The organism is Nioella ostreopsis (assembly GCF_004000255.1).
Lineage (GTDB): Bacteria > Pseudomonadota > Alphaproteobacteria > Rhodobacterales > Rhodobacteraceae > Nioella > Nioella ostreopsis.
The window spans coordinates 30,794-54,618 of sequence record NZ_RCIQ01000011.1 but is presented as its reverse complement, the minus strand read 5'-3'; the positions used below and the strand labels follow the sequence as shown (position 1 = coordinate 54,618).

Sequence of the window (23,825 nt, the reverse complement as noted above, 5' to 3'; positions counted from 1 at the left end):
TGCGATTGGCAAGCGCGGCTCAAGTTGCCTATTTTCCTGAAAGGTGACATGAACCCCGCCAAAGGTAACCGAACACCTGCTGCTCGGCCTGCGATTGATCAGGGGAAGACGATGACGATCCATCTTTACAAGAACGACCTTCCCGACGGGCTGGACCTTGGGCCGGTTGTTGCAATCGACTGCGAAACGATGGGTCTGAACCCGCATCGCGACCGGCTGTGTCTGGTGCAGATGTCGGGCGGGGATGGTCATGCGCATCTGGTGCATGTGGACAAGGGCCAGACCGAGGCCCCGAACCTTGCGCGGATGCTGGAAGACCCCGAGGTTCTGAAACTCTTCCATTTCGGGCGCTTCGACATTGCCGCCATGTATCACGCCTTCGGCGCGCTGGCCGCACCGGTCTTTTGCACCAAGATCGCATCGAAGCTGGTGCGCACCTATACCGATCGTCACGGATTGCGGAACCTGTGTCAGGAACTTCTGAACGTCGACATTTCCAAGATGCAGCAAAGCTCTGACTGGGGCGCGCCGAAGTTGACCGATGCGCAGATGACCTATGCCGCGTCCGATGTGCTGTACCTGCACCGGCTCAAAGATATCTTTGAGACACGGCTGGACCGCGAAGGCAGGACCGAGATCGCGCAGGCCTGTTTCGATTTCCTGCCCACTCGCGCCAAGCTGGATCTTGCGGGCTGGCCCGAGATCGACATCTTCTCTCACTGAGGGGACGGACATGGCCGCGCCCAACACCTATTCGCGTGTTGTCGCCTGGGTAAAGGTGATCCTGCCGCTGCTGGCGCTGGCGCTGCTGTCGACCCTGTTCCTGTTCTCCCGCGCCCCGGACCCGAACCGCGCCATTCCCTTCGCCGAAGTGGATGTGGAGGAACTGGCCCGCGAACAAAGCCTTGGCCAGCCACGCTTTGCAGGCACCATGTCGGATGGGCGCGAGGTGATCTTCACCGCCGCGCGCGTCGTCCCAAGGCTGACGAACCCCAACATGCTGGATGCCGAAACCATCGAGGCCCGCATTGACCTGGACTCTGATTCCATCCTGCTGATTGTGGCAGGCAGCGGACAGTTCGACCTGCGCAACGAGGCCGCCGAACTGGGCGACGAGGTACAGCTGACGACCACCACCGGACTACGCCTGAACACAGAGCTTTTGCATTTCGACATGGGCACATCCAGTGCCGTTGCGCCGGGAAATGTGCTGGTCACCGGCCCCGGTTTGTCCCTGACAGCCGGATCAATGCGAATCAGCGCTGTTGATGGAAACGACGTTGTCCTTTTTAATGACGGTGTTCGGGTGCTATACGAGCCCGGAAGTTAACGGAGCTTTCATGCGCGCCTTTTTCATTGCCCTTTGCGTGGCTTGCCTTTTCGCTTTGCCGATCTCGGCTCAAACATCCATTGGATTCGGGGGGGTGTCGCATGATGCCAACCAGCCGATCGAGGTGACGTCAGACAGCCTCAGCGTGGATCAAACTACGGGAAATGCGGTGTTTTCCGGCAATGTCATCGTGATCCAGGGGGATCTGAGGATGGCAGCAGGCGAGGTGTCTGTCATCTACGGCACTGGCGACACGCAGCAGATCCAGCAGGTTCTGGCCACTGGCGGCGTGCTGCTTACGCGCGGGCAGGACGCCGCGGAAGGCGCACAGGCGGAATACTCGGTCGAAACCGGTCATGTGTTCCTGTCGGGCGATGTTCTGGTCACGCAAGGGCGCACCACGATTGCCGGTGACCGGCTGAATATCGACCTCAACACCGGTAACGGCACCGTCGAGGGCCGGGTGCGCACCATCCTGCAGCCCGCGGGGCAGTAACCCATGGCAGACCGGCCCGATCTTGTGATGGAACAGGGCCAGCAGGGCCTGCGCGTTACCAATCTGCGGAAAAGCTACAAACGTCGCCCAGTGATCCGCGACGTGACCATGACTTTGGACAGGGGTGAGGTTGTTGCCCTTCTTGGTCCAAACGGATCGGGCAAGACCACCTGTTTCTATTCGATCGCCGGGCTGGTCGCCCCCGAAGGTGGCAAGGTCATTCTGGACGGGCAGGACATCACCTATCTGCCGATGTATCGCCGCGCCAAGGCAGGCATCGGCTATCTGCCACAGGAAATGTCGATCTTCCGTGGTCTGACGGTCGAGGAAAACATCACGGCGATTCTCGAAGTGGTGGAAAAGGACCGCCACAAGCGTCACGAGCGGCTGGAGGAGCTGCTGTCGGAATTTTCCATCACCCATCTGCGCGCTGCCCCGGCCCTGTCCCTGTCCGGGGGCGAACGCCGCCGCGCCGAGATTGCCCGCTGCCTGGCCTCGAACCCCCGTTATCTGCTGCTGGATGAGCCCTTTGCGGGTGTCGATCCGATCGCGGTGTCCGAGATTCGCGCACTGGTGTCAGACCTTAAAAAACGGGGGATTGGTGTCTTGATCACCGATCACAACGTGCGCGAAACACTCGAAATCGTGGACCGTGCCTATATCCTGCATGACGGCACCATGTTGATGAGCGGCACCGCCGAGGAAGTGGTGCGAGACGAGAACGTGCGCCGGGTCTATCTGGGCCACAGTTTCCGCATCAGTTGATCTTTGCCAACGGTCGGATCACGGCGAGTTGCCGTTGACAGATCGCCCCGATTCAGCGCCAAATGGTGGGGATGTACGAAAGCGTTCCCGATCTTGCACTGCACATCACCGGACCCACCGGGCCTACGAATGCAAGCAAACTTCGGGCAGGCATTTTCGTTGCATCACTGCACTGACCAACGGCCGCCCGGGGACCCATCCCCGCGTCGGCCGTTCGCATTTAAGGAGGTCCTATGCGCTACCAGATCAGCGGAAAACAAATCGATATCGGCGATGCCTTGCAAACCCATGTGAAGGACAGTCTTGGCGCCGTCGTGGAAAAATACGCTGAACGTCCGACCGACGCGAATATCGTGTTCTCGCGTAGCGGCCACGAGCATGTCTGCGAAGCCACCATCCATCTGTCGACCGGGCTGACCGCGTCGGCAAAGGCCGCCGACCATGAAATCTACGCATCCTTCGACCAATGCGCAGAGAAGATGGAAAAGCAGCTGCGTCGCTACAAGCGCCGCCTGAAAGACCATCACATCAAGCGATCAGAGCCCGTTGAAACCTTCGCCGGTTCCTCGTATATCCTCGCGGGCTCGGACCATGGGGATGAGGACGAACCGGATTCGCTGCAGCCGATGATCATTGCCGAGATGGAGACGAAAATCCCGTCCCTTTCGGTTGGTGAAGCGGTGATGCAGATGGAAATTTCCGGGTCGCCCGTTCTGATTTTCCGAAACGAGGGACACGACGGGTTGAATGTGGTCTACCGCCGCGAAGATGGGAATGTCGGCTGGATTGACCCCCGTTAACAGAAGCAACAGGGGCCGGGCGAAAGCGCGGCCCCAGACCGGGACGGTTTCATGGATCTTGCGTCACTATTGAGCCCGACAGCGGTTCGTATCATCGCTGATGTCACCAGTAAGAAGCGACTGATACAGGCTGTGGCCGATGTCGCCGCGCCACTGACAGGGTTGTCGATGACGGACATTACGTCGGCCCTGCTGGAACGCGAAAGCCTTGGGCCGACCGGGTTCGGCAAGGGTGTTGCCCTGCCGCATGCACGCCTGTCCGGCCTGACCGGGGTGCAGGGCGCTTTCATCAAGCTGGATCGACCTGTGGATTTCGACGCCGTGGACCGCCAACCGGTTGACCTCGTTTTTGCGCTGTTCGCACCAGAGGAAGCGGGAACAGAGCATCTCAAGGCACTGGCGCTCGTCTCTCGCACCCTGCGCGATCCGGTCCTGTGTGAAAAACTGCGGGCCAATTCAGACGCGGCGACGCTGCATACCCTGCTGACCGAGGCACGCACGACGCAGGCGGCCTAAGGCTCCCAGGTCTGGAAGCCGAAATTCAGGAAATCCTTGCGATAGATGTCGAAGATCAGCGACTCGATTTCGCTGTCGTTGATCTCTGCCAGCGGGAAAGGCTCCTCTGGCAGGGCCATGTCGAATTCCCTACCTGCACGCCCCAGAGAGGCGGCCAGCCGGGGCAGTTCCTCGATGAGGTCCTCTTCCCGCAAGATGCGGTCGGGCAGCGCGAAATTGGCCATGCCCTGAATCAGGGCTGTCTGAGACGCGAAGATCTGTTCCACCTTCAGGCTGGTCTGCCCGGCAAGATTGCCCTTCAGGAAATTCAGAAAGGCGACGAACGCCTCCTTGTGCTGGTCGGCATAGTAGCCGGGGATCAGCCCGTCCTTGGGAATCGGCAGATTGTAACGGTTCTTCAGCACCCGCCGGATATTTGCAAAGGCGGGCCTGTCGGCGGGCAGGATGCAGCTGTTGAACACGTGATAGGCCCGTTCCAGGGGGTGCCGAAGAACGGTGAAACTGCGGTGGCCCGGATGTTTGCGCATCCATTGGCGGATGTCCTTCTGCTTCAGCCCCGTCAGCAGCTTGTCCGCGCCGATACCCTCCAGCCCCGCCATCCAGTCCTTGACAGGGTCCACCGCCGCACCCCGGATCGGCATGAACATCAACCCTGTTTCCGGCATCAGGGCGAAGCCCGGCACAGCCGCATGGCGTGCGGGTTCAAAATTGGGCGTTCTGCTCAGGTCGAACCGGTCCAGCTTGGCCAGCGACCGGACCATGTGGTCGTAGTTTTCCACCTTCTGTTTCAGATCGCTCGGGTTCTGCTTTTTCAGCTTCGAATTCGTGGCCTCCAAGGCGTGTTCAGACCCCAGGAACCGCGCCAAGCCGTTAACGACCTCCACATCGTTGATGTCTTCGTAACGAATGTAGAACGCCGCCTGCCCGGTGGTTTGCAGCCCGCGTTGCAGCCGGATCTGGAACGATTGCAGGTCTTCCAGCATGGTCTCAAACTCCCACAGCCGAAATTCCACCTTGGCGCTTTTCTGGTGCTTCATATCGGTCAGCCGCCATTGCCCCGTCTCGGTCGCGATCCGGCGGCTGACATAGCTTTCCAGCGGATTACGGGTCAGGACCACCTTGGCAATGCGCGGATCGGGCAGGATCCGGTCCAGCACGCGCGGATCATGGTCGTGGAAGAACCGGAATCCCGGTAGGGAATCGCCCGCGTTCTCGATGATCGCATCCAGCAGATCGAGAGGTTTTTCCTCGCGCCGGTCCATGTCGATGCCATGCATCTCGAACGTATTGTGATGGCCCATGAAGGTGGGGTTATAGACCTCGCCCAGGCAGTTCAGATCGGGCAGATCGTTCAGCGTCGCCTCAAGGTAGTTCGAGCCCGTCCGCATTTCGGCAAAGATCACGAAGGCATCGAAACGGTCGGACATGGGTTACCTGACAAGATAGGGCCGGGATCCGCCCGACCTGGGTTGCATTCCGGGCTGGTTGACGGGGAAGTCACCCGTGACATGCGGGTTCATCCCCTGGTTCTTCAGATTCTGCAGAAACTGGCCAAAACCCGACAGATCAACCATGCGCGGCGCCTCGGTGATGCGCGCACCGGAGGACGGGCCACCGATGGCATCGAGGATCGATTGCAGATTTTCCATCGGCTCTTCCACGAATTCCGCCAGGGACCAGATCTTCACCTCTGCCCGTGTCTGCACCCGGCGCAGGATGTTGACGAAGTCGATCTCCTGCTTTTGCAGCAGGGCCGCCGTCTTTCGGATCGTGTGGAAATCCTGGTTCGAGTTGAACAGCGGCACCGCCCAGGCCCCGGTGACAACCGAGATCTGCGCATTCCCGTCAGAGGCGATGAACGCCCCGATCCGCTGCTTGTCACGCGGGCTGAACTGAAACACCTGACGTTCGCCCCGCGTGTTCCAGATCAGGCTGGTCAGGAAATGCTCGGGGTCATAGTCGCGAAGGGCGGCGGCCGAGGACAGGCAGCCGGCATAGACATCCGCATCGCCCGAGAACCGCACGCGCACGGGGTCGAACAGGTTGCCATGCACCCGCGTGCCGAGACGGCGGGCAAGCCACGGTTCGAAATTCTCGAAAAGGTCGTTGAATCCCTGAAAGACCGAGTAAGGCGCGCTGGTCTTGCCGTTTTCCCAGTCAGGGTTCGGAAAGCGGCTGTGCATATACATGCCCGCCCGCCCGCGCGTTCGCCGTTCCAGCGCTTTGGCGAAGACCCGGTCGATCTTGCCCGGCGCGGGTTCGGCCATGACGGTGCCGCGATCCTGATCGGTCAGGAAGGTTTCATAGAGCCGATCCGCCTTGTGCCAGATCTTGCGCGCGACGAAGCAATCCGACCGGCGCAGCAGATGCAGGTGATCATCATAGAAGACATGGGGTTTGCCCTGAAAATCGAACTTCGACAGGGTCAGGGACCGGCTTTCGATATGGGTCGAATACTTGCGAACCAGTGTCTGATAGTAGCTTTCGTCAGGAATCCAGACCAGTTTGAAGAAGCGGTCATAGGCCTTGCGTGACGGGTCCTGCAGGATCGCAGACAGGGTCTGACGGGTCAGGCACCACCATTGGCTGCCCAGATGCGGGACCAGATCATCGGGCATCGTCCGCTTGAACCCGACCCTGCGCTGCAATTCCACATAGCCGTCGAACAGCCTGCGATGACGTTTCCATGAAAAGGGAAAGCGCAGCTGGAACCGTTCCGCATGCAACCCGTCAACCGTCCATTCCACGTCTTCGGTCGTCACGCTTTCGATGAAATCGGTGCGCGGGCGGGCCGCCAGATAGGCCTTCAACTCCTCCACCGGGCGCAGGGGCAGGCAGGACCCGCTGGACAGGAAAACGTGTCTGACATTGGGGAATTCGGCCAACATCATCTCTGACGCGGTCTGTGATGCCGCGACGAGAGACCATGTGCCCCATTCGCATTTGTGCCGCCCGCAGAATTTCACATTCGGCAGGTCAGACAGATCGGATTTCAGACCCGTAAACGCCTCTTTCGACACGCGTTGATCCACGTGGATCACCACCGGGCAATCCCGCTCCGCCCAATGCCGCGCCACTTGCGCCGCGCGGTGCAGCGCCGTGTGGCAGAGCATGACAAACCCGACGCTCATGCCCAGTTCCCCTTGGACATGAGGCCGAGGATTTCCAGCTGCCGCCAGTTGATGAAGCGTTCAGACCACTTGCACCAAAGGTTAGGGTCGGCCTGCAATCCGGCGGCATAGGCCTTGTATTCGTGGCTGTTGGCGTAGTGCTGTTTGCGCTGCAGCTCTTCCCGCGCCTTGGTGGTGAAGGTGTCGAGGAACTTGGCATGCATCAACACGCCAGACGCCTTTTCACCCCCCCATTCATCGAACACGAGGTTCAGCCCGCGCGGCAGCAACATATGAGTAGAGCTGGCAAAGGCATAGTTCTTGTCCCATTTCACCAGCGGAATCTTGTTCAGCGCCGGGGCGCGTTCGGGATTGTCCGGGAAGAAGAGCCGCGCCCGCGGGCCGCCCTGAATCCAGAGATTGCCAAAATCCCAGTTGCGCTTGATCATGTAGTTGCCGCTGTCGAACCAGCAGGCAATGTCGAACGGGTTCTGGCCTTCGCTATAAGGCTGCGTCGTGATCGGGCCCTTGGGGTACATATCCAGCAGCATCGCGCCAAAGGACTTGATCGAACTGCTTTCCAGCCAGTCAGTAAGCGCAGGGATGGGGCGCGTGTCACAGAACGGGTAAACAAGGAATTCATCCGGGTCGACGACGACACACCAGTGGCTATGCCCGTATTCCCGCAACAGCGCATTCAGCCAATCCATCCCGAAGCGGGAGCGTTTGTAGCTGGCGGGCGTGGTCCAGACAGAACAATCGCGCTGCCCGGCCAGAAATTCTCGGGTGCCATCGGTACTGTCGTTGTCCACAAAGATGAAATGCGACACGCCCCTGTCACGATAGTACCGCAGGAAATAGGGCAAGCGGATTCGTTCGTTTCGCAGGGTGACGAAGCACAGAACATCGTTGGGGCGGATCTGGTCGGTGCGGTCTGCCACAAGCAGAAGATCCCGCGCCTTGCGCCAGGCACGGATCAGAAACCGCTTACGTTCAAGGCGCAGCTTGTAGCGCTGAACCACCTTCATACCATGTCCCCTGCCCGGGCCTTTTGAAGGGCCTCAGTAACCGTGTCGAAATGTGCCTGCCACGTCGGAAGCTTGACCGCTGGCAGCACCTCGTCCGCCAGTCTATCCCCCGATCGTTTCTTAATCGTTTCCAGCCAAGAATACGCGTCCTGAGGGTCAAGGTAAACGGCGCAATCGTTAACGGTTTCACGCAACACCGGAAGGTCCGAGCAGATTGGCAACACCCCAAGCCGCGCGGCCTCCAACGGGGGGTAGCCGAAACCCTCTGCCAGCGTCGGAAAAAGCAGTCCATGCGCCCCCTCCAACAGGGTACGCACCTGACCATCGCTCAGGTCGTTGTGTTCAAATAGCGCGGTTCCACGTAGCGGATGCGTGTCGAGCCGGTGAAAGAATTCCTCCGATGCCCATCCCCTCTGGCCAACGATATGCAGATGCGGGCGGGTGGGTTCGGGCAGCATCGACCAGACATCCAGCAACAACTGGTGGTTCTTGCGGGGCTCAATGGTGCCAAGACACACAAATCGGGGTGTGTCAGGGTCTAAACCAGGCGAAAACGGCTCTTTCTCCACGCGATCAGGCAGGCCGAGATGGGCCGTGACGAAGGCCATGTCCGAGCTCATATGCCGCGCAAGTTGCCGTCTTGTGTCCTCCGAGTTGCAGATGATCAGATTTGCATGATCCTGACTGGCCGCCAGCATCTTGCGAAAATGCCCCGGTATTTCGGGACGAGAGAAGTCCGGATGATCCAGAGGAATGGCATCGTGCAGCAGCACGGCGACCTGCACATCCGGGTTGGCCCGAAAGGCCCGTAGACAGTCCGCGGACAGGTTGCTGTGACCGACATTCAGATAGGTCGTGTTTTCCCGCAGGTTTTGGGACAATAGTCGAAACAGGTTGGCATGCAGGCAACGGGCAATGGCATGGCGACGCAGCAGAGCCTCGGCCCTATGTCGCGGCAGATCGGACTTGCCGGTCAGACGTGACAGCAGATCAGGCGGTGGCCAATCCACGTTGCCGTCAAGAGCGTCCAGGAACGCCTGCGCGCCCGCTGCCCCGAACAGGATATACCCGCGAGAGCTGCGCACCAGAAACCGGGGGTCCGGGTCCGTCCTCAGAACCCAATCCGCATAGGCGCGCTCGACGCGATCCACGCCCGTCAGCTGACCTCGCCCGACGCGGGACAACAGCCGCGTCAGGTCAAGACACAGGGCAGGCCCGGTCATAGGTTACTGGGCTGCGTTCTTCGTCGCCGACATATGGTCGAGAAACTGGGAAAATTCGTCGCGCAGATCGTCTCGTGCCAGACCGAAGGCAACCGTCGCCTGCAAGAATCCTGCCTTGGACCCGCAATCATAGCGCTGACCGCGGAAACGGAAGCCATAAACGTTGTCCGATGCCTTGATCTCCTCGGCAATCGCGTCGGTCAGCTGAATCTCTCCGCCTGCGCCCGATTTTGCACGGTTAAGATTGCGCATAATGTCCGGCGTCAGGATATACCGGCCAATAACCGCCAGATTCGACGGGGCGTCCTGGATGTCCGGCTTTTCGACCATGCCCTTGACCGATACGACCGATCCCATGTCGTCGCGGATGTCGAGCACCCCGTAAGACGATGTCATCTCGGGCGGAACCTCCATCGCGGCGACCATGTTGCCACCAGTTTCCTCATGCGCCTCGATCATCTGTTGCAGGCAGGGCTTTTCCGCGGCGATCACGTCGTCAGGCAGAATAACCGCGAAAGGCTCGTTCCCCAGCAAACGCCGCGCGCACCACACGGCGTGGCCCAGGCCCATGGCCTTGTTCTGGCGGATATAGGCGATCTGGCCGGAATCCATGTTGGTGGACTTCAGCGTCTGCAACAGCTCGGTCTTGCCCTTCTTGCGCAACGTGCTTTCCAGCTCTGGCGCGATGTCGAAATAATCCTCAAGCGCGCTTTTCCCGCGGGAGGTAACGAAGATGAACTCCTTTATGCCCGCTGCCCGCGCTTCATCGATCGCATACTGGATCAACGGGCGGTCGACGAGCGTCATGATCTCTTTCGGAATGGATTTGGTCGCTGGCAAGAAGCGCGTACCTAGTCCTGCCACCGGAAAAATCGCTTTGGTTACTTTCTTCATCTTCGTCTCCAACAGGTTGGAACGTGATTGTCTGCCGCCAGATCCCATAATACTGGCCAATCGCGGCAAACTTCGTTCCTTTGAACGCTCTCTTTATGACACCTCATGACACCTCGTCGGTATCGCATTCAGGGGCATCGGAAATCCAGCGAATTTTTTTTAGCCTTTCGACTTCGGACCTTATGCGCCTACCAAGTGACCAGATCATGAAAAGCCGCTGATTTCTTGACGATCTTCCGAACAAACCGCCACTTTGCAGCCAGTAGCCTTGAGGGGTGAAGACCACCCGATGCGCCCGCATGGTATGATCGAAGATCATCAAGGTGACCGACCTGCCATCTTGCGCAAGCGATTGCGCCCACTCTTGCAAGCGGCGGCGCGAAAACCACCGTCCCGTCAACAAAGCCGGATCCGGGGCGGGCGCGGACAGAAGCGGCTGAAAGGCGGGGCTGGTTCCGCTCGCTTCAAATGAAGATACGGACAGCGTTCTGCCTGCGTCCAGCCCGGCTTCAAACCCGTCAAGCAGCTTGGCCCCGGCCTGCACGGTCAATGCGCCGGAGTTCACCAGTCGTTCGACCCGTGCGGATTGTTCCGCCCTGATCGCTGTGAGGCCCTCTGCCACCTCGTCGCCGGTGGCATGCTTCTGCAGATAGTGCATGCTGCTTTGACCGATCTCGAACAGGCTGAGCGGGACGCGGTCCCCGGTGCGGCGTTCACTGGCGGCGTATCCATGGTGAACGGTGGCAGACGGCGCATGAACGACCCGGTAACCGGCGCGCATCAGACGATAGGCAAGATCTGTTTCATCAAGGTAGAACGCGAACCTTTCGTCGAACCCTCCAAGCGCAAGGACCACCTCCCGGCGGATCGCCATATTGGTGCCTTCCAGCTTGACAGCGCGACCTTCCGGCAATGGACCCGGGGGCGCAGGGAACGCTCTTCCAAGCTGGTCAACGACACGATTGGCCCATTGAACGCTGATGCCGTTCCGCCCCAGAACAGTGCCTGTCGCGGCGGCAATATCAGTGTCTAACAAAGGGGAAACGAGATGAGTCAGCCATGTTGGCTCTGGCACCGCATCATCGTCGATGAATGCCACGATCTGGCCGGAAGACAGTGCCAGCCCGGCATTGCGTGCAGCAGAGATATTGGGGATGTCCTGCAATGCTGTCTTGATTCGGTCGGCAAAGGGCAGGTCGGAAATGGCTTCAAGACCCGCCGCATCGGCCACGACGACCAGCTCGAAGGGCCGATAGAACACCTGCCCGATCCCGATCAAAGCCCTGCGCAACAAGGCGGGGCGCCCGTGGCTGACGACGACGACGCTGACGGGCGGGCAGTCTGTCAAGGCGCCCCCATCTCGGCCAGCATGGTCTCTATTCTCGGCACGTCTTCCGGGTTGTTGAGCTCCCAGAACTTGCGGCCTCGCGCCTCAACCTCGACACACAGAACGTTGTGGCCGTTTTCAAGGAATCGAAGCTGTTCCAGCCCTTCCAGCGTTTCCAGTGCGCCAACCGGCCAGGTCGGGTAGGCCGACAAGGCATCGGGCCGGTAGGCATAGACGCCAACATGGTGGAACACCGGTGTCGGTTCATCGCGCTGATAGATTCGGCCCGTATAGGGGATGACCTCTTTCGAGAAATAGAGCGCATGGCGATTGGCGTCGAAGACCGCCGTCGTACCGCCAACGCGCCCTGCATGCCGGTCGGCCATAAGTGCCGAATGGGTTTCCCCGTCACAGCACAGAACCGGGGTGGCAAGGGCCGCATCGGGGGCGGCTTTCAGCCCGTTGATCAATTCCTCCAGAAACCAGGCGGGCGTCAGCGGTGCATCCCCTTGAAGGTTCACCACCATGTCCACGTCATCGCCCAGCATGCCCAGCGCCTCGGCACAGCGTTCGGTGCCGTTTCGGCAGCTGTCCGATGTCATCAGCACCTCGGCCCCGAACGCCTCTGCCGCCGTGCGAATTCTATCATCGTCCGTCGCCACATAGACCGCGTCCACGCCATCAACTTCTTGCGCAGCCAGCCAGCTGCGTTCGATCAGACTGCGGGAAATGCCGGTTGCGCCCTTCAGTTCTGCCAGCGGCTTGCCGGGATAACGGGTCGACGCATAGCGTGCGGGTATGATGCAAACAGTGGTCATTCAGCCTGCCTTGAGATCGACGCCCGGGGCGTGAGCGATAAAGAACGGGTTCTCATATCCGGGTTTACCATAGGTAAAGGGCGTGTGATCGTCGAACCGGATCACATGCCCTCCGGCACCCCGCAGAACCGCGTCACCCGCTGCCGTGTCCCATTCCATCGTGCGGCCAAGACGCGGGTAGAGATCGGCCTCGCCCGTCGCGACCAGACAGAACTTGAGGGATGACCCCGCGCTCTTCATGTCTTCAACGCTGTACTTGCCAATATAGGCATCGGTCGCGGCATCACGATGCGACTTCGATGCGACCACAAGAAGAGCCGAATTATCAGGTTCAGAGACTGAAACAGGGGTCACATCGCCCTTCGTGTCGATGTCGAAAGGCCCGGATTCCTCGACGGATCGACCATCGGCCTCCGTATAGAACAACCGTCCCTTGGCTGGCGCATAGACCACCCCGCGAGTTGGCACACCATCCTGCACCAGGGCGATGTTCACCGTGAAATCGCCACGACGCTTGATGAATTCCTTGGTGCCGTCCAGCGGATCGACGATGATGAAACTGCTGGCGGATTGCCCGTGACTCGCTGCCTGTTCCTCGGTCACAAGAACCATGTCCGGGAAAGCCGATCTGATCCCGGCCGAGATCAGGGCATCGGCGGCCTCATCAGCCTCGGTCACCGGGCTTTCGTCCGACTTTGCTTTCACCTCGAAATCATCGGCATTGTAAATCTCCATGATTCGATCACCTGCCTGCAATGCCAGGGTGCGGAAGACTTTCTCGATACTGGGGAAATCCATCCCGTTCCTCCTTGGGAGTTTCATTGAAAAAACCACTTTTTGCCGTTATCGTCGCCTAACAAGAATTGAGCAAGGTATCCCTGCGACAAAGACGGGGGCCTGGCGTTCGGGCAGATAACATTTCGGTACACGCATGCAGTTCGGTCATTCCAGACGCAAATCGACCTTCGCCATTCTGCTTAGTCTGGCTGAACTGACATATACGTCCACGGTTCGAAAGGTCCGGCAGTCGCATGGCAATGCCATCATGGCCCTGCTCATGAGCATGCTTCAGGCGATCCTGTTCGTCGTGGCCTTCTACTTCATGTTCACGGTTCTGGGCACGCGCAGCATGATGATCCGGGGGGACTTCTTGATCTACCTCGTGACCGGAATCTTCCTCTATCTGACCCATATCAAGGCCCTCGGTGCCGTCATGGGGGCAGAGGGTCCGACCTCGGCCATGATGCTGCACGCGCCGATGAACACGATCGTGGCCATCGTCTCGTCCGCCCTGTCTGCCCTGTATATCCAGACGCTGTCGCTCTGCGTGATCCTGCTGGGGATTCACACGATCTTTGACGGGCTGGTCATTCATGACTGGTCGGGCGTGATCTTCATGTATCTGCTATCATGGGCATCCGGCTGCGCGGTCGGGCTTATTTTCATGAACCTAAAGCCCTGGTTCCCTGATTTGATCGGGATCCTGCAAAGCGTCTACACCCGTGCAAACATGATCGCGTCCGGCAAAATGTTCGTTGCAAACGCATTGCCGGCGATGATGCTACCCTGGTTCACGTGGAACCCGCTGTTTCACCTGATCGACCAGGCGCGCGGCTTTGCCTTTAACAATTACTTCCCGCATCACACAAATTGGCACTACCCAATCTATTTCACCATCGCCCTCGTGATGCTGGGGCTCATGGGCGATTTCTATACCCGGAAACGGGTTTCCGCGAGCTGGACGGCAGGACGATGAAAAAACTGATTTTATCCCTATTCCTTGTGTTTCTTGGCCATGCAGTGGCCGCTCAGGTACATGACTACCCCGCGCTTTACCGCGTGACCGGCGTTGCCGCGACAGACGTGCTGAACGTGCGGTCCGGACCCGGTGTGAACCATCAGATCATCGGGTCCTTCGCCCCGAACCAGACCCATGTCGAGGTTGTGGGCACCACCGAAGATCGCCGATGGGGCCGCGTCATTATCGGCGAAACCTCTGGCTGGTCCTCGATGCGGTTTCTCAGCCGAATGGGGCCGGACTGGAACGCGGGCCTTCCGGCACCGCTATTCTGTCATGGCACCGAACCGTTCTGGAGTTATGAGCGCCTGATCGGCGGCGGTAATTTCAACAGCGTGGCGATGGCAGCCCCGGAACCCTTCGCAGAATTATGGAGCGGGACCGCCTCTGCCAGAGGGCCGCAGGCCTTCGGCATGGTGCTGGACAGCGGCAATTCCAGAATGACGGCATTCATCCGCCGCGGCATCTGTTCGGATGGCATGAGCGATCGGGACTACGGCATCATCGCCCATTTCCTGCGCACGTCCCCTCAAGGGTCCGAGCTGCTGGAAGGCTGCTGTTCGCTGTCGCGCTAATCGACCACCCGCAAGGTCAGATTGATCCTCCCCCCGTTCGGCAAGAGCGGGGAGGAGCCAAATCGTATCCGATCAATCCCGTGATGGCGCAGCCGCGCTTCACCGCCCATCACCACGACATCCCCGGATCGCAACCAGACAGACCTGGTCGCTCCCCCACGCTCGACATTGCCCATGCGAAACAGCGCCTCATCCCCGAGTGAGATGGACAGGACAGGCTGGCTGAAATCCTGCTCGTCCCTGTCCTGATGCAGCCCCATACGGGTGCCTTCGCCATAGAAGTTGATCAGACAGCAATCCGGCGTCCGGTCAGTCGCCGACAGACCCTGCCACACCGAAAGAACACTGTCTGGAATCAGAGGCCATTTACCACCATCGGGGTGGCGCTCTTCATAGCGGTAGCCCCGTCTGTCACTGACCCAGCCGACCCGGCCCGCAGACGTCATGCGCACCGACATCTGCTGCCCGCGCGGGGTTACGGGGTGAAACAGCGGCGCCGCTTGAACAACCTTTCGGATATCCGCCACCATCTGCACCTGCGCATCGGGCGACAGGTGGTCGGGATAGATATCGAAGCCCTGAATCTGCAGCTTGTTCATGGGCGCGCCTCTCTTAATCTCTTCCACGAATGGAACCTGAGTCAGATTCCGTCCATTTCAACGCTTTGCCATGCTTGCAGCGGCCGGAACCCCCACTTATATACCCTCCGAAGCTTGGTCGGGGCACTCTCCGGCCAGATTGGGATAAGGGGCCGGGGGCCGCAATCGGACCCGCCCCCTGCAACATCGCCTTGAAGAAGGAAAGACAAAGACATGGCCAAAGTGATTGGTATCGACCTCGGCACCACGAACTCCTGTGTTGCCATCATGGACGGATCGCAGCCCCGCGTTATCGAGAACTCGGAAGGTGCGCGCACGACTCCTTCGATCGTCGGCTACACCGATGACGAAAAACTGGTCGGTCAGGCCGCAAAGCGGCAGGCCGTTACCAACCCCGACAACACCATCTTCGCCGTTAAGCGACTGATCGGCCGCCGCGTGGGCGACCCCGCGGTCGAGAAGGACAAGAAACTGGTGCCCTATTCCATCGTTGACGGTGGCAATGGCGACGCGTGGGTCGAGGTGAAGGGCGAGAAGTACAGCCCCAGCCAGGTGTCCGCGCTGATCCTGGGCAAGATGAAGGAAACCGCCGAGAGCTATCTTGGCGAGGAAGTGACGCAAGCCGTCATCACCGTGCCCGCCTATTTCAACGACGCCCAGCGTCAGGCCACCAAGGACGCCGGCAAGATCGCGGGCCTCGAAGTGCTGCGGATCATCAACGAACCGACCGCGGCTGCTCTTGCCTATGGCCTGGACAAGAAGGACAGCAAGACCATCGCGGTCTATGACCTTGGCGGCGGTACCTTCGACATCACCATTCTGGAGATTGACGACGGCCTGTTCGAAGTGAAGTCCACCAACGGGGACACGTTCCTTGGCGGTGAAGATTTCGACATGCGCATCGTCAACTACCTGGCGGACGAGTTCAAAAAGGAACACGGCGTCGATCTGTCCAAGGACAAGATGGCCCTTCAGCGTCTGAAAGAGGCCGCCGAGAAAGCCAAGATCGAGCTGTCGTCCGCCACCCAGACCGAAATCAACCAGCCCTTCATCTCGATGGGCAAGGACGGCGCGCCGTTGCACATGGTCATGAAACTGACCCGCGCCAAGCTGGAATCGCTGGTGGGTGATCTGATCAAGGCGTCGCTCAAGCCCTGTCAGGCCGCGCTGAAGGATGCTGGCCTGTCCAAGGGCGAGATCGACGAAATCGTCCTGGTCGGCGGTATGACCCGCATGCCCAAGGTGATCTCGGAAGTGTCGAGCTTCTTCGGCAAAGAACCGCACAAGGGTGTGAACCCTGACGAAGTCGTTGCCCTGGGTGCCGCCATTCAGGCCGGTGTTCTGCAAGGCGACGTCAAGGACGTGGTTCTGCTGGATGTGACCCCGCTGTCGCTCGGCATCGAAACGCTCGGTGGTGTCTTTACCCGCCTAATCGACCGCAACACGACGATCCCGACCAAGAAGTCGCAGATCTTCTCGACCGCGGAAGACAACCAGAACGCCGTAACCATCCGCGTGTTCCAGGGTGAACGGGAAATGGCTGCCGACAACAAGATGCTGGGCCAATTCAACCTTGAAAACATCCCGCCCGCACCGCGTGGCATGCCCCAGATCGAAGTGACCTTCGACATCGACGCCAACGGCATCGTATCGGTCGGTGCCAAGGACAAGGGCACCGGCAAGGAACAGCAGATCACCATCCAGGCATCCGGTGGCCTGTCCGATGAGGACATCGACCGCATGGTGCGCGAAGCCGAGGAGAACGCCGAGGCCGACAAGAGCCGCAAGGAGCTGGTCGAAGCGAAGAACCAGGCCGAAAGCCTGATCCACTCGACCCAGAAGTCGATGGAAGAACATGGTGACAAGGTTGACCCGACCACCATCGAAGCCATCGAACTGGCGATCAAGGCGCTGGAAGAAACGCTTGAATCCGAAGACGCGGCCAAGATCAAGGGCGGCATCCAGAACGTCACCGAAGCCGCGATGAAGCTGGGTGAAGCCATCTACAAGGCCCAGGCCGAGGAAGCTGGCGAAGACGCACCGGACGGTGTGGACGAACCCGGTGGCGTCGATGATGACATCGTGGACGCGGATTTCGAGGACCTCGACAACGACCGTCGGTCGTGATCGCGTGAACTGACCCACGTGCGACCGGCTGAGGACACCCCTTGGCCGGTCTGCGCGTTTGAGGAAGGCAGCAATCCAAATGGCAAAACGCGACTATTACGAGGTTCTCGGGGCCTCCAAGGGGGCCTCGGCGGAAGAGCTGAAAAAGGCCTACCGCAAGAAGGCCAAGGAACTGCACCCGGACCGCAACGCGGATAATCCGGATGCCGAAGCTCAGTTCAAGGAAATCAACGAAGCCTACGAAGTGCTGAAGGATGCCGACAAGAAGGCCGCCTATGACCGCTACGGTCACGCGGCATTCGATGGCGGCATGGGCGGCGGCCCGCGTGCGGGTGGCGGCCGGGGTCAGGGCGATTTCGCCAGTGCCTTTTCAGATGTGTTCGAAGACCTGTTCGGCGACTTCATGGGCGGTCAGCGCGGTGGTGCCCGCAACAGGGCCACGCGCGGGTCCGACCTGCGCTATAACCTGCGAATTTCGCTGGAAGAGGCTTATTCCGGCCTGCAAAAAGCGATCACCGTTCCCACCTCTGTCGCCTGCGGTGAATGCAGCGGCAGCGGCGCGGAAGGCGGGGCCGAGCCCCAGACCTGCCCCACCTGTTCGGGCATGGGCAAGGTGCGCGCACAGCAGGGCTTCTTTACCGTTGAACGCACCTGCCCCACCTGTTCGGGTGCTGGCCAGATCGTGAAAAACCCCTGCCGTGTCTGCGGTGGATCGGGCCGGACCGAGAAGGAAAAGGCCCTGTCGGTCAACATCCCCGCCGGTGTCGAAACAGGCACCCGCATTCGCCTGTCGGGCGAGGGCGAGGCCGGGCTGCGTGGCGGACCTCCGGGTGATCTCTATATCTTCATCGAAGTGCAGGATCACACGATCTTCCAACGCGACGGGCTTGACCTGTTCTGCCGGGTGCCCGTGTCGATGACCAAGGCCGCCTTGGGAGGCGAGATCGAGGTGCCCACGATCGACGGTGGCCGCAGCCGGGTGAAGGTGCCAGAGGGCTCGCAATCCGGTCGGCAGATGCGCCTGCGGTCCAAGGGCATGCCCGCCCTACGCGGCACTGGTCAGGGCGACATGTATATCGAACTGGCCGTGGAAACCCCGGTCAAGCTGACGAGCGAGCAGAAAGACCTGCTGCGCCAGTTCGAGGAGTCCTGCGCCAAGTCGAACAACCCGAATGCCACGGGCTTTTTCGACAAGGTCAAGAATTTCTGGGACGGCATGACAAGCTGATTTCGCCCGGTTTAGAGACGAAACAGGCCCGCGAGAGACAATCTCGCGGGCCTTTTCCATTCAGTGACCGATCCGGCTGGCAGCCATCGCGGCCATGTTCAGGATGTCGTTCGAGGTCGAGCCCGTCGAACAGATCTGCACAGGGTGTTCCAGCCCGGTCAGGATCGGGCCGATCACGGTCGCTCCAGCCATTTCCTGCATCAGCTTGACCGAGATCGACGCCGAATGCCGCGCCGGCACCACCAGCACATTCGCGGGACCGGACAGGCGGGTGAACGGATACTGCGCCATGACTTCGCGGTTCAGGGCCACATCGACGGTCATTTCGCCATCGTATTCGAAATCCACGCCCCATTTGTCCAGAACCTCTGGCGCAAGGTGCATCTTCTCGGCCCGTTCCGACACCGGATAGCCGTAGGTCGAGAAGCTGACGAAGGCCACACGCGGCTCGATCCCCAACCCACGCGCCACGGTTGCACCGCGCTGCGCGATAAGGGCCAGATCCTCTGCCTCGGGCCATTCGTGGACCAACGTATCCCCGATCAGCACGATCTTGCCCTTGTTCATCAGAACCGTGACCCCGACCGCACCATCCTGCGCCCGCGCATCGAAGACATGCCCGATCAGCCCCAGAACATGCGCCGATTTGCGGGTGGCCCCGGTCACCAGCCCATCCCCATGGCCATGGGCCAGCATCAGGGACGAAAACACATGCCTGTCGCGGGCGGCCAGCCGGTGAATATCGGTGCGGTCAAAGCCCTTTCGCTGCAACCGGTCGTAGAGGAAGGACTTGTAGGTATCGAGATGGGGCGTATTCGCCGCGTTCACGATCTGCAGCTCGCGTACCGCATCGGAGAGACCGACGCTTTCCAGCTTCTGTTTCACATCTTGTTCGCGACCTACGACAATGGCCTTGCCCATGCCGTTGCGCTGATAGGCCACCGCAGCGCGCAGAACGCGCACATCATCGCCTTCCGCAAAGATCATCCTCGCCTGTGCCGCACGGGCCCGCGCGTTGATGCCGCGCAGAACCGAGGCCGTCGGATCCATCCGCGCATTCAGGGTCTGCGCATAGGCATCGAGGTCGATGATCGGCCGCCGCGCCACGCCGGTTTCCATCCCGGCCTTCGCCACGGCGGGCGGGATCGTGTAGATCAGCCGGGGGTCAAACGGCGTCGGGATGATGTAATCGCGCCCGAAGGACAGTTTGCGGCCATAGGCCATGGCGACCTCGTCCGGCACATCCTCTCGCGCCAGTGCGGCCAGCGCCTCGGCACAGGCGATCTTCATCTCGTCATTGATGGCGCGCGCGTGAATGTCCAGCGCCCCACGGAACAGGTAGGGAAAGCCCAGAACGTTGTTCACCTGGTTTGGGTAGTCGCTGCGGCCCGTGGCGACGATGGCATCCACCCGCACCTCATGCGCCTCTTCCGGCGTGATTTCCGGGTCGGGGTTCGCCATGGCGAAGATCACCGGGTTATCGGCCATGGACAGAACCATGTCCTGCGTCACGGCACCCTTGGCAGATACACCAAGGAACACGTCGCAGCCCTTCATCGCATCTTCCAGCGTGCGCGCTTCGGTCTTCACCGCATGGGCCGATTTCCACTGGTTCATGCCTTCAGAGCGGCCCTGATAGATCACGCCCTTGGTGTCGCACATGATGCAGTTTTCGTGCCGCGCGCCCATGGATTTCAGCAGTTCGAGGCAGGCGATCCCGGCAGCGCCAGCGCCGTTCAGCACGATCTTCACATCCTCGATTTTCTTGTTCGACAGATGCAGCGCGTTGATCAGGCCCGCCGCACAGATCACCGCGGTGCCGTGCTGGTCGTCATGGAACACCGGAATGTCCATGATCTCTTTCAATTGCTGTTCAATGATGAAGCATTCAGGCGCCTTGATATCCTCAAGGTTGATGCCGCCAAAGCTCGGGCCCATCAGCTTGACCGCATTGATGAATTCGGTCGGGTCTTCGGTGTCCAGCTCGATATCAATGGAATTGACGTCGGCAAAGCGCTTGAACAGCACCGCCTTGCCTTCCATCACCGGCTTGGACGCCAGCGCCCCGAGGTTCCCCAAGCCCAGCACCGCCGTGCCGTTGGAAATCACCGCCACCATGTTGCCTTTGGTGGTGTAGTCATAGGCCAGTTCCGGGTTCTCGGCGATGGCCTCGCACGGAACCGCCACACCGGGCGAATAAGCGAGGCTCAGGTCGCGCTGCGTGGTCATCGCGGTCGAGGCCTGAATGTCGATTTTCCCCGGACGCGGTTCCAGGTGATAGGCCAAGGCCTCTTCGCGTGTGACTTTGGTCTTGTTCGACATTTTCGGTCGGTCTCCGTTTTTCCAGCCAGATTGTCTTAGAGCGATTGCCCCAACGTCACAACCAAGCAGTTTGCGGCCTTTCACCCGGTCCGCGCAATTTGTACTGTGACGGCGCAGGCAGGGGGATGTCGATGACCGCACAAGTGACGCCGATGATGGCGCAATTCCTGGAGATCAAAGCGCAAAACCGCGACGCGCTGCTGTTTTACAGGATGGGCGACTTTTACGAGATGTTTTTCGACGATGCCGTTGCGGCAGCCGAGGCGCTGGATATCGCGCTGACGAAACGCGGCAAGCATCTGGGCGAAGACATCCCCATGTGCGGTGTGCCAGCCCATTCTGCCGAAGGGTATTTCCTGACGCTGATCCGCAAGGGGTTTCGCGTTGCGGTCTGTGAACAGATGGAAGACCCATCCGAAGCGAAGAAGCGCGGATCGAAAGCAGTGGTCCACAGGTCCGTGGTTCGGCTGGTCACGCCTGGCACCCTGACCGAGGACACACTGCTTGAGGCACGGCACCACAACTACCTTGCTGCCTATGCCGATATCAGGGGAGAGGCCGCGCTGGCCTGGACCGATATTTCCACGGGTGCGTTTCACGTGATGCCCTGCCCGCTGGTGCGGCTTGCCCCGGAACTTGCCCGGCTGTCCCCTCGGGAAATTCTGGTTGCGGATGGTGTCAAGGATGACGTTCTGTCAGTGATCGAAGAGGCAGAGATTCCCGTCACCCCACTGTCACCCTCCAGCTTCGACAGCGGGTCGGCGGAACGGCGGATTCAGTCTCTGTTTCAGGTGAAATCGCTCGAGTCTTTCGGTGCTTTTGCCCGCCCCGACCTGGCTGCAATGGGTGCGATAGTCGACTATCTGGAGATTACGCAGAAAGGCAAACTGCCACTTCTCCGACCGCCGTCTCGAACCCTGGCGCAGCGGATGATGCAGATCGACGCGGCCACCCGGCGCAATCTGGAACTGACAGCCTCCATGAATGGCGGGCGCTCCGGGTCGCTTCTTGCCACCATCGACAAAACCCTGACCGCAGGCGGCGCGCGTCTTCTGGAACACCGCCTGTCCAGCCCCTCGACCCAGATCCCCGTGATTACCGAGCGGTTGGAGGCCGTGGAGACATGTGTGGAGGACTCGCGCCTTTGCGACACCCTGCGCGAAACACTTCGCAAGGTGCCCGACATGGACCGCGCCTTGTCACGTCTCGGGCTCGACCGTGGCGGCCCGCGCGATCTTACTGCCATCAGAAACGGCCTGGCCGAGGCAGCCCGGCTGCACCAAACTTTGAAGGATCGAGACCTTCCGAAAGGTCTTGCCCGTGCCGTGGGCGCGCTATCCGGGCATGAAGACCTGATGGATCAGCTCGAGTCAGCTCTGATCGCGGACCCGCCTCTTCTTGCGCGCGACGGTGGGTTCATAGCGCCGGGCTATGACAAGGACCTGGACGAAACGCGGCAGCTACGAGACGAGGGGCGCGGCATCATCGGAAAGATGCAGGCCGACTATGCCAAGCAGACCGGTATTCAATCGCTGAAGATCAAGCACAACAACGTGCTGGGATATTTCATCGAAACCACCTCGACCCATGCACAGAAGATGCTGTCGCCACCTTTGTCCGAAACCTTCATTCACCGACAGACCACGGCCAATCAGGTGCGGTTCACGACAGTGGACTTGTCCGAGATCGAAACAAAGATCCTGAACGCTGGCAACCGGGCCTTGGAGATCGAGAAGGCCCTGTTTCAGTCTCTAAAACAGGCGATTTTGACCCGAAACGAAAAAATCGGAGCCGCGGCAGCGGCCCTGTCCGAGATTGATCTGACCGCAGCTCTCGCGCATCTCGCCCGGTCCGAAAACTGGGTCCGCCCCCAGATCGACAATAGCCGGGATTTCATCGTCGAAGCCGGGCGTCACCCTGTCGTGGAACGCGCCTTGCAGAAGGACGGCGAACCCTTCATTGCCAATGATTGCGATCTGACCGCCGACGCCAATGCCGCATCATTGACCCTGCTGACAGGACCGAACATGGCCGGTAAATCGACCTATCTGCGTCAGAACGCGCTGATTGCGATCCTCGCCCAGATGGGCAGCTTCGTGCCGGCGAGGTCCGCGAGGATCGGGCTTGTCAGTCAGGTCTTCAGCCGCGTTGGTGCATCCGACGATCTGGCGCGGGGACGATCGACCTTCATGGTCGAGATGGTAGAAACCGCTGCGATCCTCAATCAGGCCGATGACCGTGCGCTGGTGATCCTTGACGAGATCGGACGCGGAACCGCCACCTATGACGGTCTTTCCATCGCATGGGCCACCTTGGAACATCTGCACGAGGTAAACCGCTGCCGCGCCCTCTTCGCCACCCATTACCACGAGATGACCAGCCTCGCCGACCGGATGGAGGGCGTCAAAAACGCCACCGTCGCCGTCCGCGAATGGGAAGGCGACGTGATTTTCCTGCACGAGGTGCGCCCCGGTGCCGCCGACCGCAGCTACGGTGTGCAGGTGGCGAAACTGGCAGGCTTGCCCGCATCAGTGGTGGCGCGCGCCCACGATGTTCTGGATGCGCTGGAAAAGGGCGAACGCGAAGGCGGTGACCGTCAGAAAGCGCTGATCGACGATCTGCCGCTCTTTTCAGCCACCCCGTCCCCTGCCCCTCAGGCGGTGAAGCCCTCAGCGGTCACAGACAGGCTGAAAGGCATTCATCCCGACATGCTGACACCGAAAGAGGCGCTCGACCTGATCTACGAACTCAAGATGCTGGAAAAAGAGTGAAGCGCCGACAATTCATCTAAAATTGTCCGCGCCCCTTTCATCTTGGCCAAAATACCTCGGGGAGCGCGAGGGGCTGGCCCCTCGCTCCCGTCCTCTCC

At 60.2% G+C, this 23,825-nt stretch carries 21 protein-coding genes; 11 read left to right on the top strand and 10 right to left on the bottom strand.

Features of this window, described 5'->3' with window-relative positions; translation table 11 throughout:
* Positions 1–111: 111 nt before the first annotated feature.
* The 6 genes from EP237_RS12575 to EP237_RS12550 all read left to right on the top strand — a co-directional run bounded on the left by EP237_RS12575 (position 112) and on the right by EP237_RS12550 (position 3,907).
* The gene (locus EP237_RS12575; protein WP_127561252.1) at positions 112–723 is read left to right on the top strand and encodes a ribonuclease D; all 612 of its coding nucleotides are present in this window, start codon (positions 112–114) and stop codon (positions 721–723) included.
* 10 nt (positions 724–733) lie between these two features.
* Positions 734–1,330: a hypothetical protein gene (locus EP237_RS12570; protein ID WP_127561251.1), complete on the top strand. Its 597-nt coding sequence runs from the start codon at positions 734–736 to the stop codon at positions 1,328–1,330.
* Positions 1,331–1,340: 10 nt separating this feature from the next.
* Positions 1,341–1,826 carry a lipopolysaccharide transport periplasmic protein LptA gene (gene lptA / locus EP237_RS12565; protein WP_127561250.1) on the top strand — a complete coding sequence of 162 codons (486 nt, stop codon included), beginning with the start codon at positions 1,341–1,343 and terminating at the stop codon, positions 1,824–1,826.
* Between the two features lie 3 nt (positions 1,827–1,829).
* Positions 1,830–2,591 carry an LPS export ABC transporter ATP-binding protein gene (lptB, locus tag EP237_RS12560; protein WP_071691725.1) on the top strand — a complete coding sequence of 254 codons (762 nt, stop codon included), beginning with the start codon at positions 1,830–1,832 and terminating at the stop codon, positions 2,589–2,591.
* Positions 2,592–2,824: 233 nt separating this feature from the next.
* On the top strand, positions 2,825–3,391 hold the full coding sequence (gene hpf / locus EP237_RS12555) for a ribosome hibernation-promoting factor, HPF/YfiA family (RefSeq protein WP_127561249.1): 567 nt from the start codon (positions 2,825–2,827) through the stop codon (positions 3,389–3,391).
* 51 nt (positions 3,392–3,442) lie between these two features.
* A complete protein-coding gene (locus tag EP237_RS12550) occupies positions 3,443–3,907 on the top strand; it encodes a PTS sugar transporter subunit IIA (protein WP_127561248.1) in 465 nt (154 codons plus the stop codon).
* Here the strand turns inward: EP237_RS12550 and EP237_RS12545 are convergent.
* From EP237_RS12545 to cysQ, 8 genes are all read right to left on the bottom strand, one after another.
* Positions 3,904–5,334, bottom strand: coding sequence for a sulfotransferase family protein (locus tag EP237_RS12545; RefSeq protein WP_127561247.1), 1,431 nt, complete (start codon positions 5,332–5,334; stop codon positions 3,904–3,906). The two genes, EP237_RS12550 and EP237_RS12545, sit on opposite strands and share 4 nt — an antisense overlap.
* Before the next feature lie 3 nt (positions 5,335–5,337).
* Complete coding sequence (locus EP237_RS12540) at positions 5,338–7,038, bottom strand: DUF5927 domain-containing protein (protein WP_127561246.1); 1,701 nt, start codon at positions 7,036–7,038, stop codon at positions 5,338–5,340.
* Complete coding sequence (locus EP237_RS12535; RefSeq protein WP_127561245.1) at positions 7,035–8,045, bottom strand: glycosyltransferase family 2 protein; 1,011 nt, start codon at positions 8,043–8,045, stop codon at positions 7,035–7,037. Before EP237_RS12535 ends, EP237_RS12540 begins: the two co-directional genes overlap by 4 nt.
* The gene (locus EP237_RS12530) at positions 8,042–9,268 is read right to left on the bottom strand and encodes a glycosyltransferase family 4 protein (protein WP_127561244.1); all 1,227 of its coding nucleotides are present in this window, start codon (positions 9,266–9,268) and stop codon (positions 8,042–8,044) included. The genes EP237_RS12535 and EP237_RS12530 overlap by 4 nt, the downstream gene beginning before the upstream one ends.
* Positions 9,269–9,271: 3 nt before the next feature.
* On the bottom strand, positions 9,272–10,162 hold the full coding sequence (gene galU, locus EP237_RS12525; RefSeq protein ID WP_127561343.1) for a UTP--glucose-1-phosphate uridylyltransferase GalU: 891 nt from the start codon (positions 10,160–10,162) through the stop codon (positions 9,272–9,274).
* Between the two features lie 103 nt (positions 10,163–10,265).
* Entirely contained in the window at positions 10,266–11,510 is a 1,245-nt protein-coding gene (locus EP237_RS12520) for a glycosyltransferase family 2 protein (protein ID WP_164744697.1), read from the bottom strand.
* Positions 11,507–12,307 (bottom strand): 3-deoxy-manno-octulosonate cytidylyltransferase, encoded by an 801-nt coding sequence (locus EP237_RS12515; protein ID WP_127561242.1) that lies wholly within the window; start codon positions 12,305–12,307, stop codon positions 11,507–11,509. Before EP237_RS12515 ends, EP237_RS12520 begins: the two co-directional genes overlap by 4 nt.
* Positions 12,308–13,105 (bottom strand): 3'(2'),5'-bisphosphate nucleotidase CysQ, encoded by a 798-nt coding sequence (gene cysQ / locus EP237_RS12510; protein ID WP_127561241.1) that lies wholly within the window; start codon positions 13,103–13,105, stop codon positions 12,308–12,310.
* A gap of 133 nt (positions 13,106–13,238) precedes the next feature.
* Between cysQ and EP237_RS12505 the strand changes: the two genes are divergently transcribed.
* Both EP237_RS12505 and EP237_RS12500 read left to right on the top strand, forming a co-directional pair.
* Complete coding sequence (locus EP237_RS12505) at positions 13,239–14,063, top strand: ABC transporter permease (RefSeq protein ID WP_127561240.1); 825 nt, start codon at positions 13,239–13,241, stop codon at positions 14,061–14,063.
* Positions 14,060–14,680: an SH3 domain-containing protein gene (locus tag EP237_RS12500; protein ID WP_127561239.1), complete on the top strand. Its 621-nt coding sequence runs from the start codon at positions 14,060–14,062 to the stop codon at positions 14,678–14,680. Before EP237_RS12505 ends, EP237_RS12500 begins: the two co-directional genes overlap by 4 nt.
* Here the strand turns inward: EP237_RS12500 and EP237_RS12495 are convergent.
* On the bottom strand, positions 14,677–15,279 hold the full coding sequence (locus EP237_RS12495; RefSeq protein WP_127561238.1) for an alpha-ketoglutarate-dependent dioxygenase AlkB family protein: 603 nt from the start codon (positions 15,277–15,279) through the stop codon (positions 14,677–14,679). The two genes, EP237_RS12500 and EP237_RS12495, sit on opposite strands and share 4 nt — an antisense overlap.
* 213 nt (positions 15,280–15,492) lie before the next feature.
* Here EP237_RS12495 and dnaK point away from each other — a divergent pair, with 213 nt between their 5' ends.
* Together dnaK and dnaJ are read left to right on the top strand one after the other, a co-directional pair.
* Positions 15,493–17,406 carry a molecular chaperone DnaK gene (gene dnaK / locus EP237_RS12490; RefSeq protein ID WP_127561237.1) on the top strand — a complete coding sequence of 638 codons (1,914 nt, stop codon included), beginning with the start codon at positions 15,493–15,495 and terminating at the stop codon, positions 17,404–17,406.
* Positions 17,407–17,485: 79 nt separating this feature from the next.
* Entirely contained in the window at positions 17,486–18,634 is a 1,149-nt protein-coding gene (gene dnaJ, locus EP237_RS12485) for a molecular chaperone DnaJ (protein WP_127561236.1), read from the top strand.
* Between the two features lie 60 nt (positions 18,635–18,694).
* On the opposite strand, the gene EP237_RS12480 is transcribed toward dnaJ, so the two are convergent.
* Positions 18,695–20,956: an NADP-dependent malic enzyme gene (locus EP237_RS12480; protein ID WP_127561235.1), complete on the bottom strand. Its 2,262-nt coding sequence runs from the start codon at positions 20,954–20,956 to the stop codon at positions 18,695–18,697.
* Positions 20,957–21,087: 131 nt separating this feature from the next.
* On the opposite strand from EP237_RS12480, the gene mutS reads away from it, so the two are divergent.
* Positions 21,088–23,727 carry a DNA mismatch repair protein MutS gene (mutS, locus tag EP237_RS12475; protein WP_127561234.1) on the top strand — a complete coding sequence of 880 codons (2,640 nt, stop codon included), beginning with the start codon at positions 21,088–21,090 and terminating at the stop codon, positions 23,725–23,727.
* Positions 23,728–23,825 lie beyond the last annotated feature (98 nt).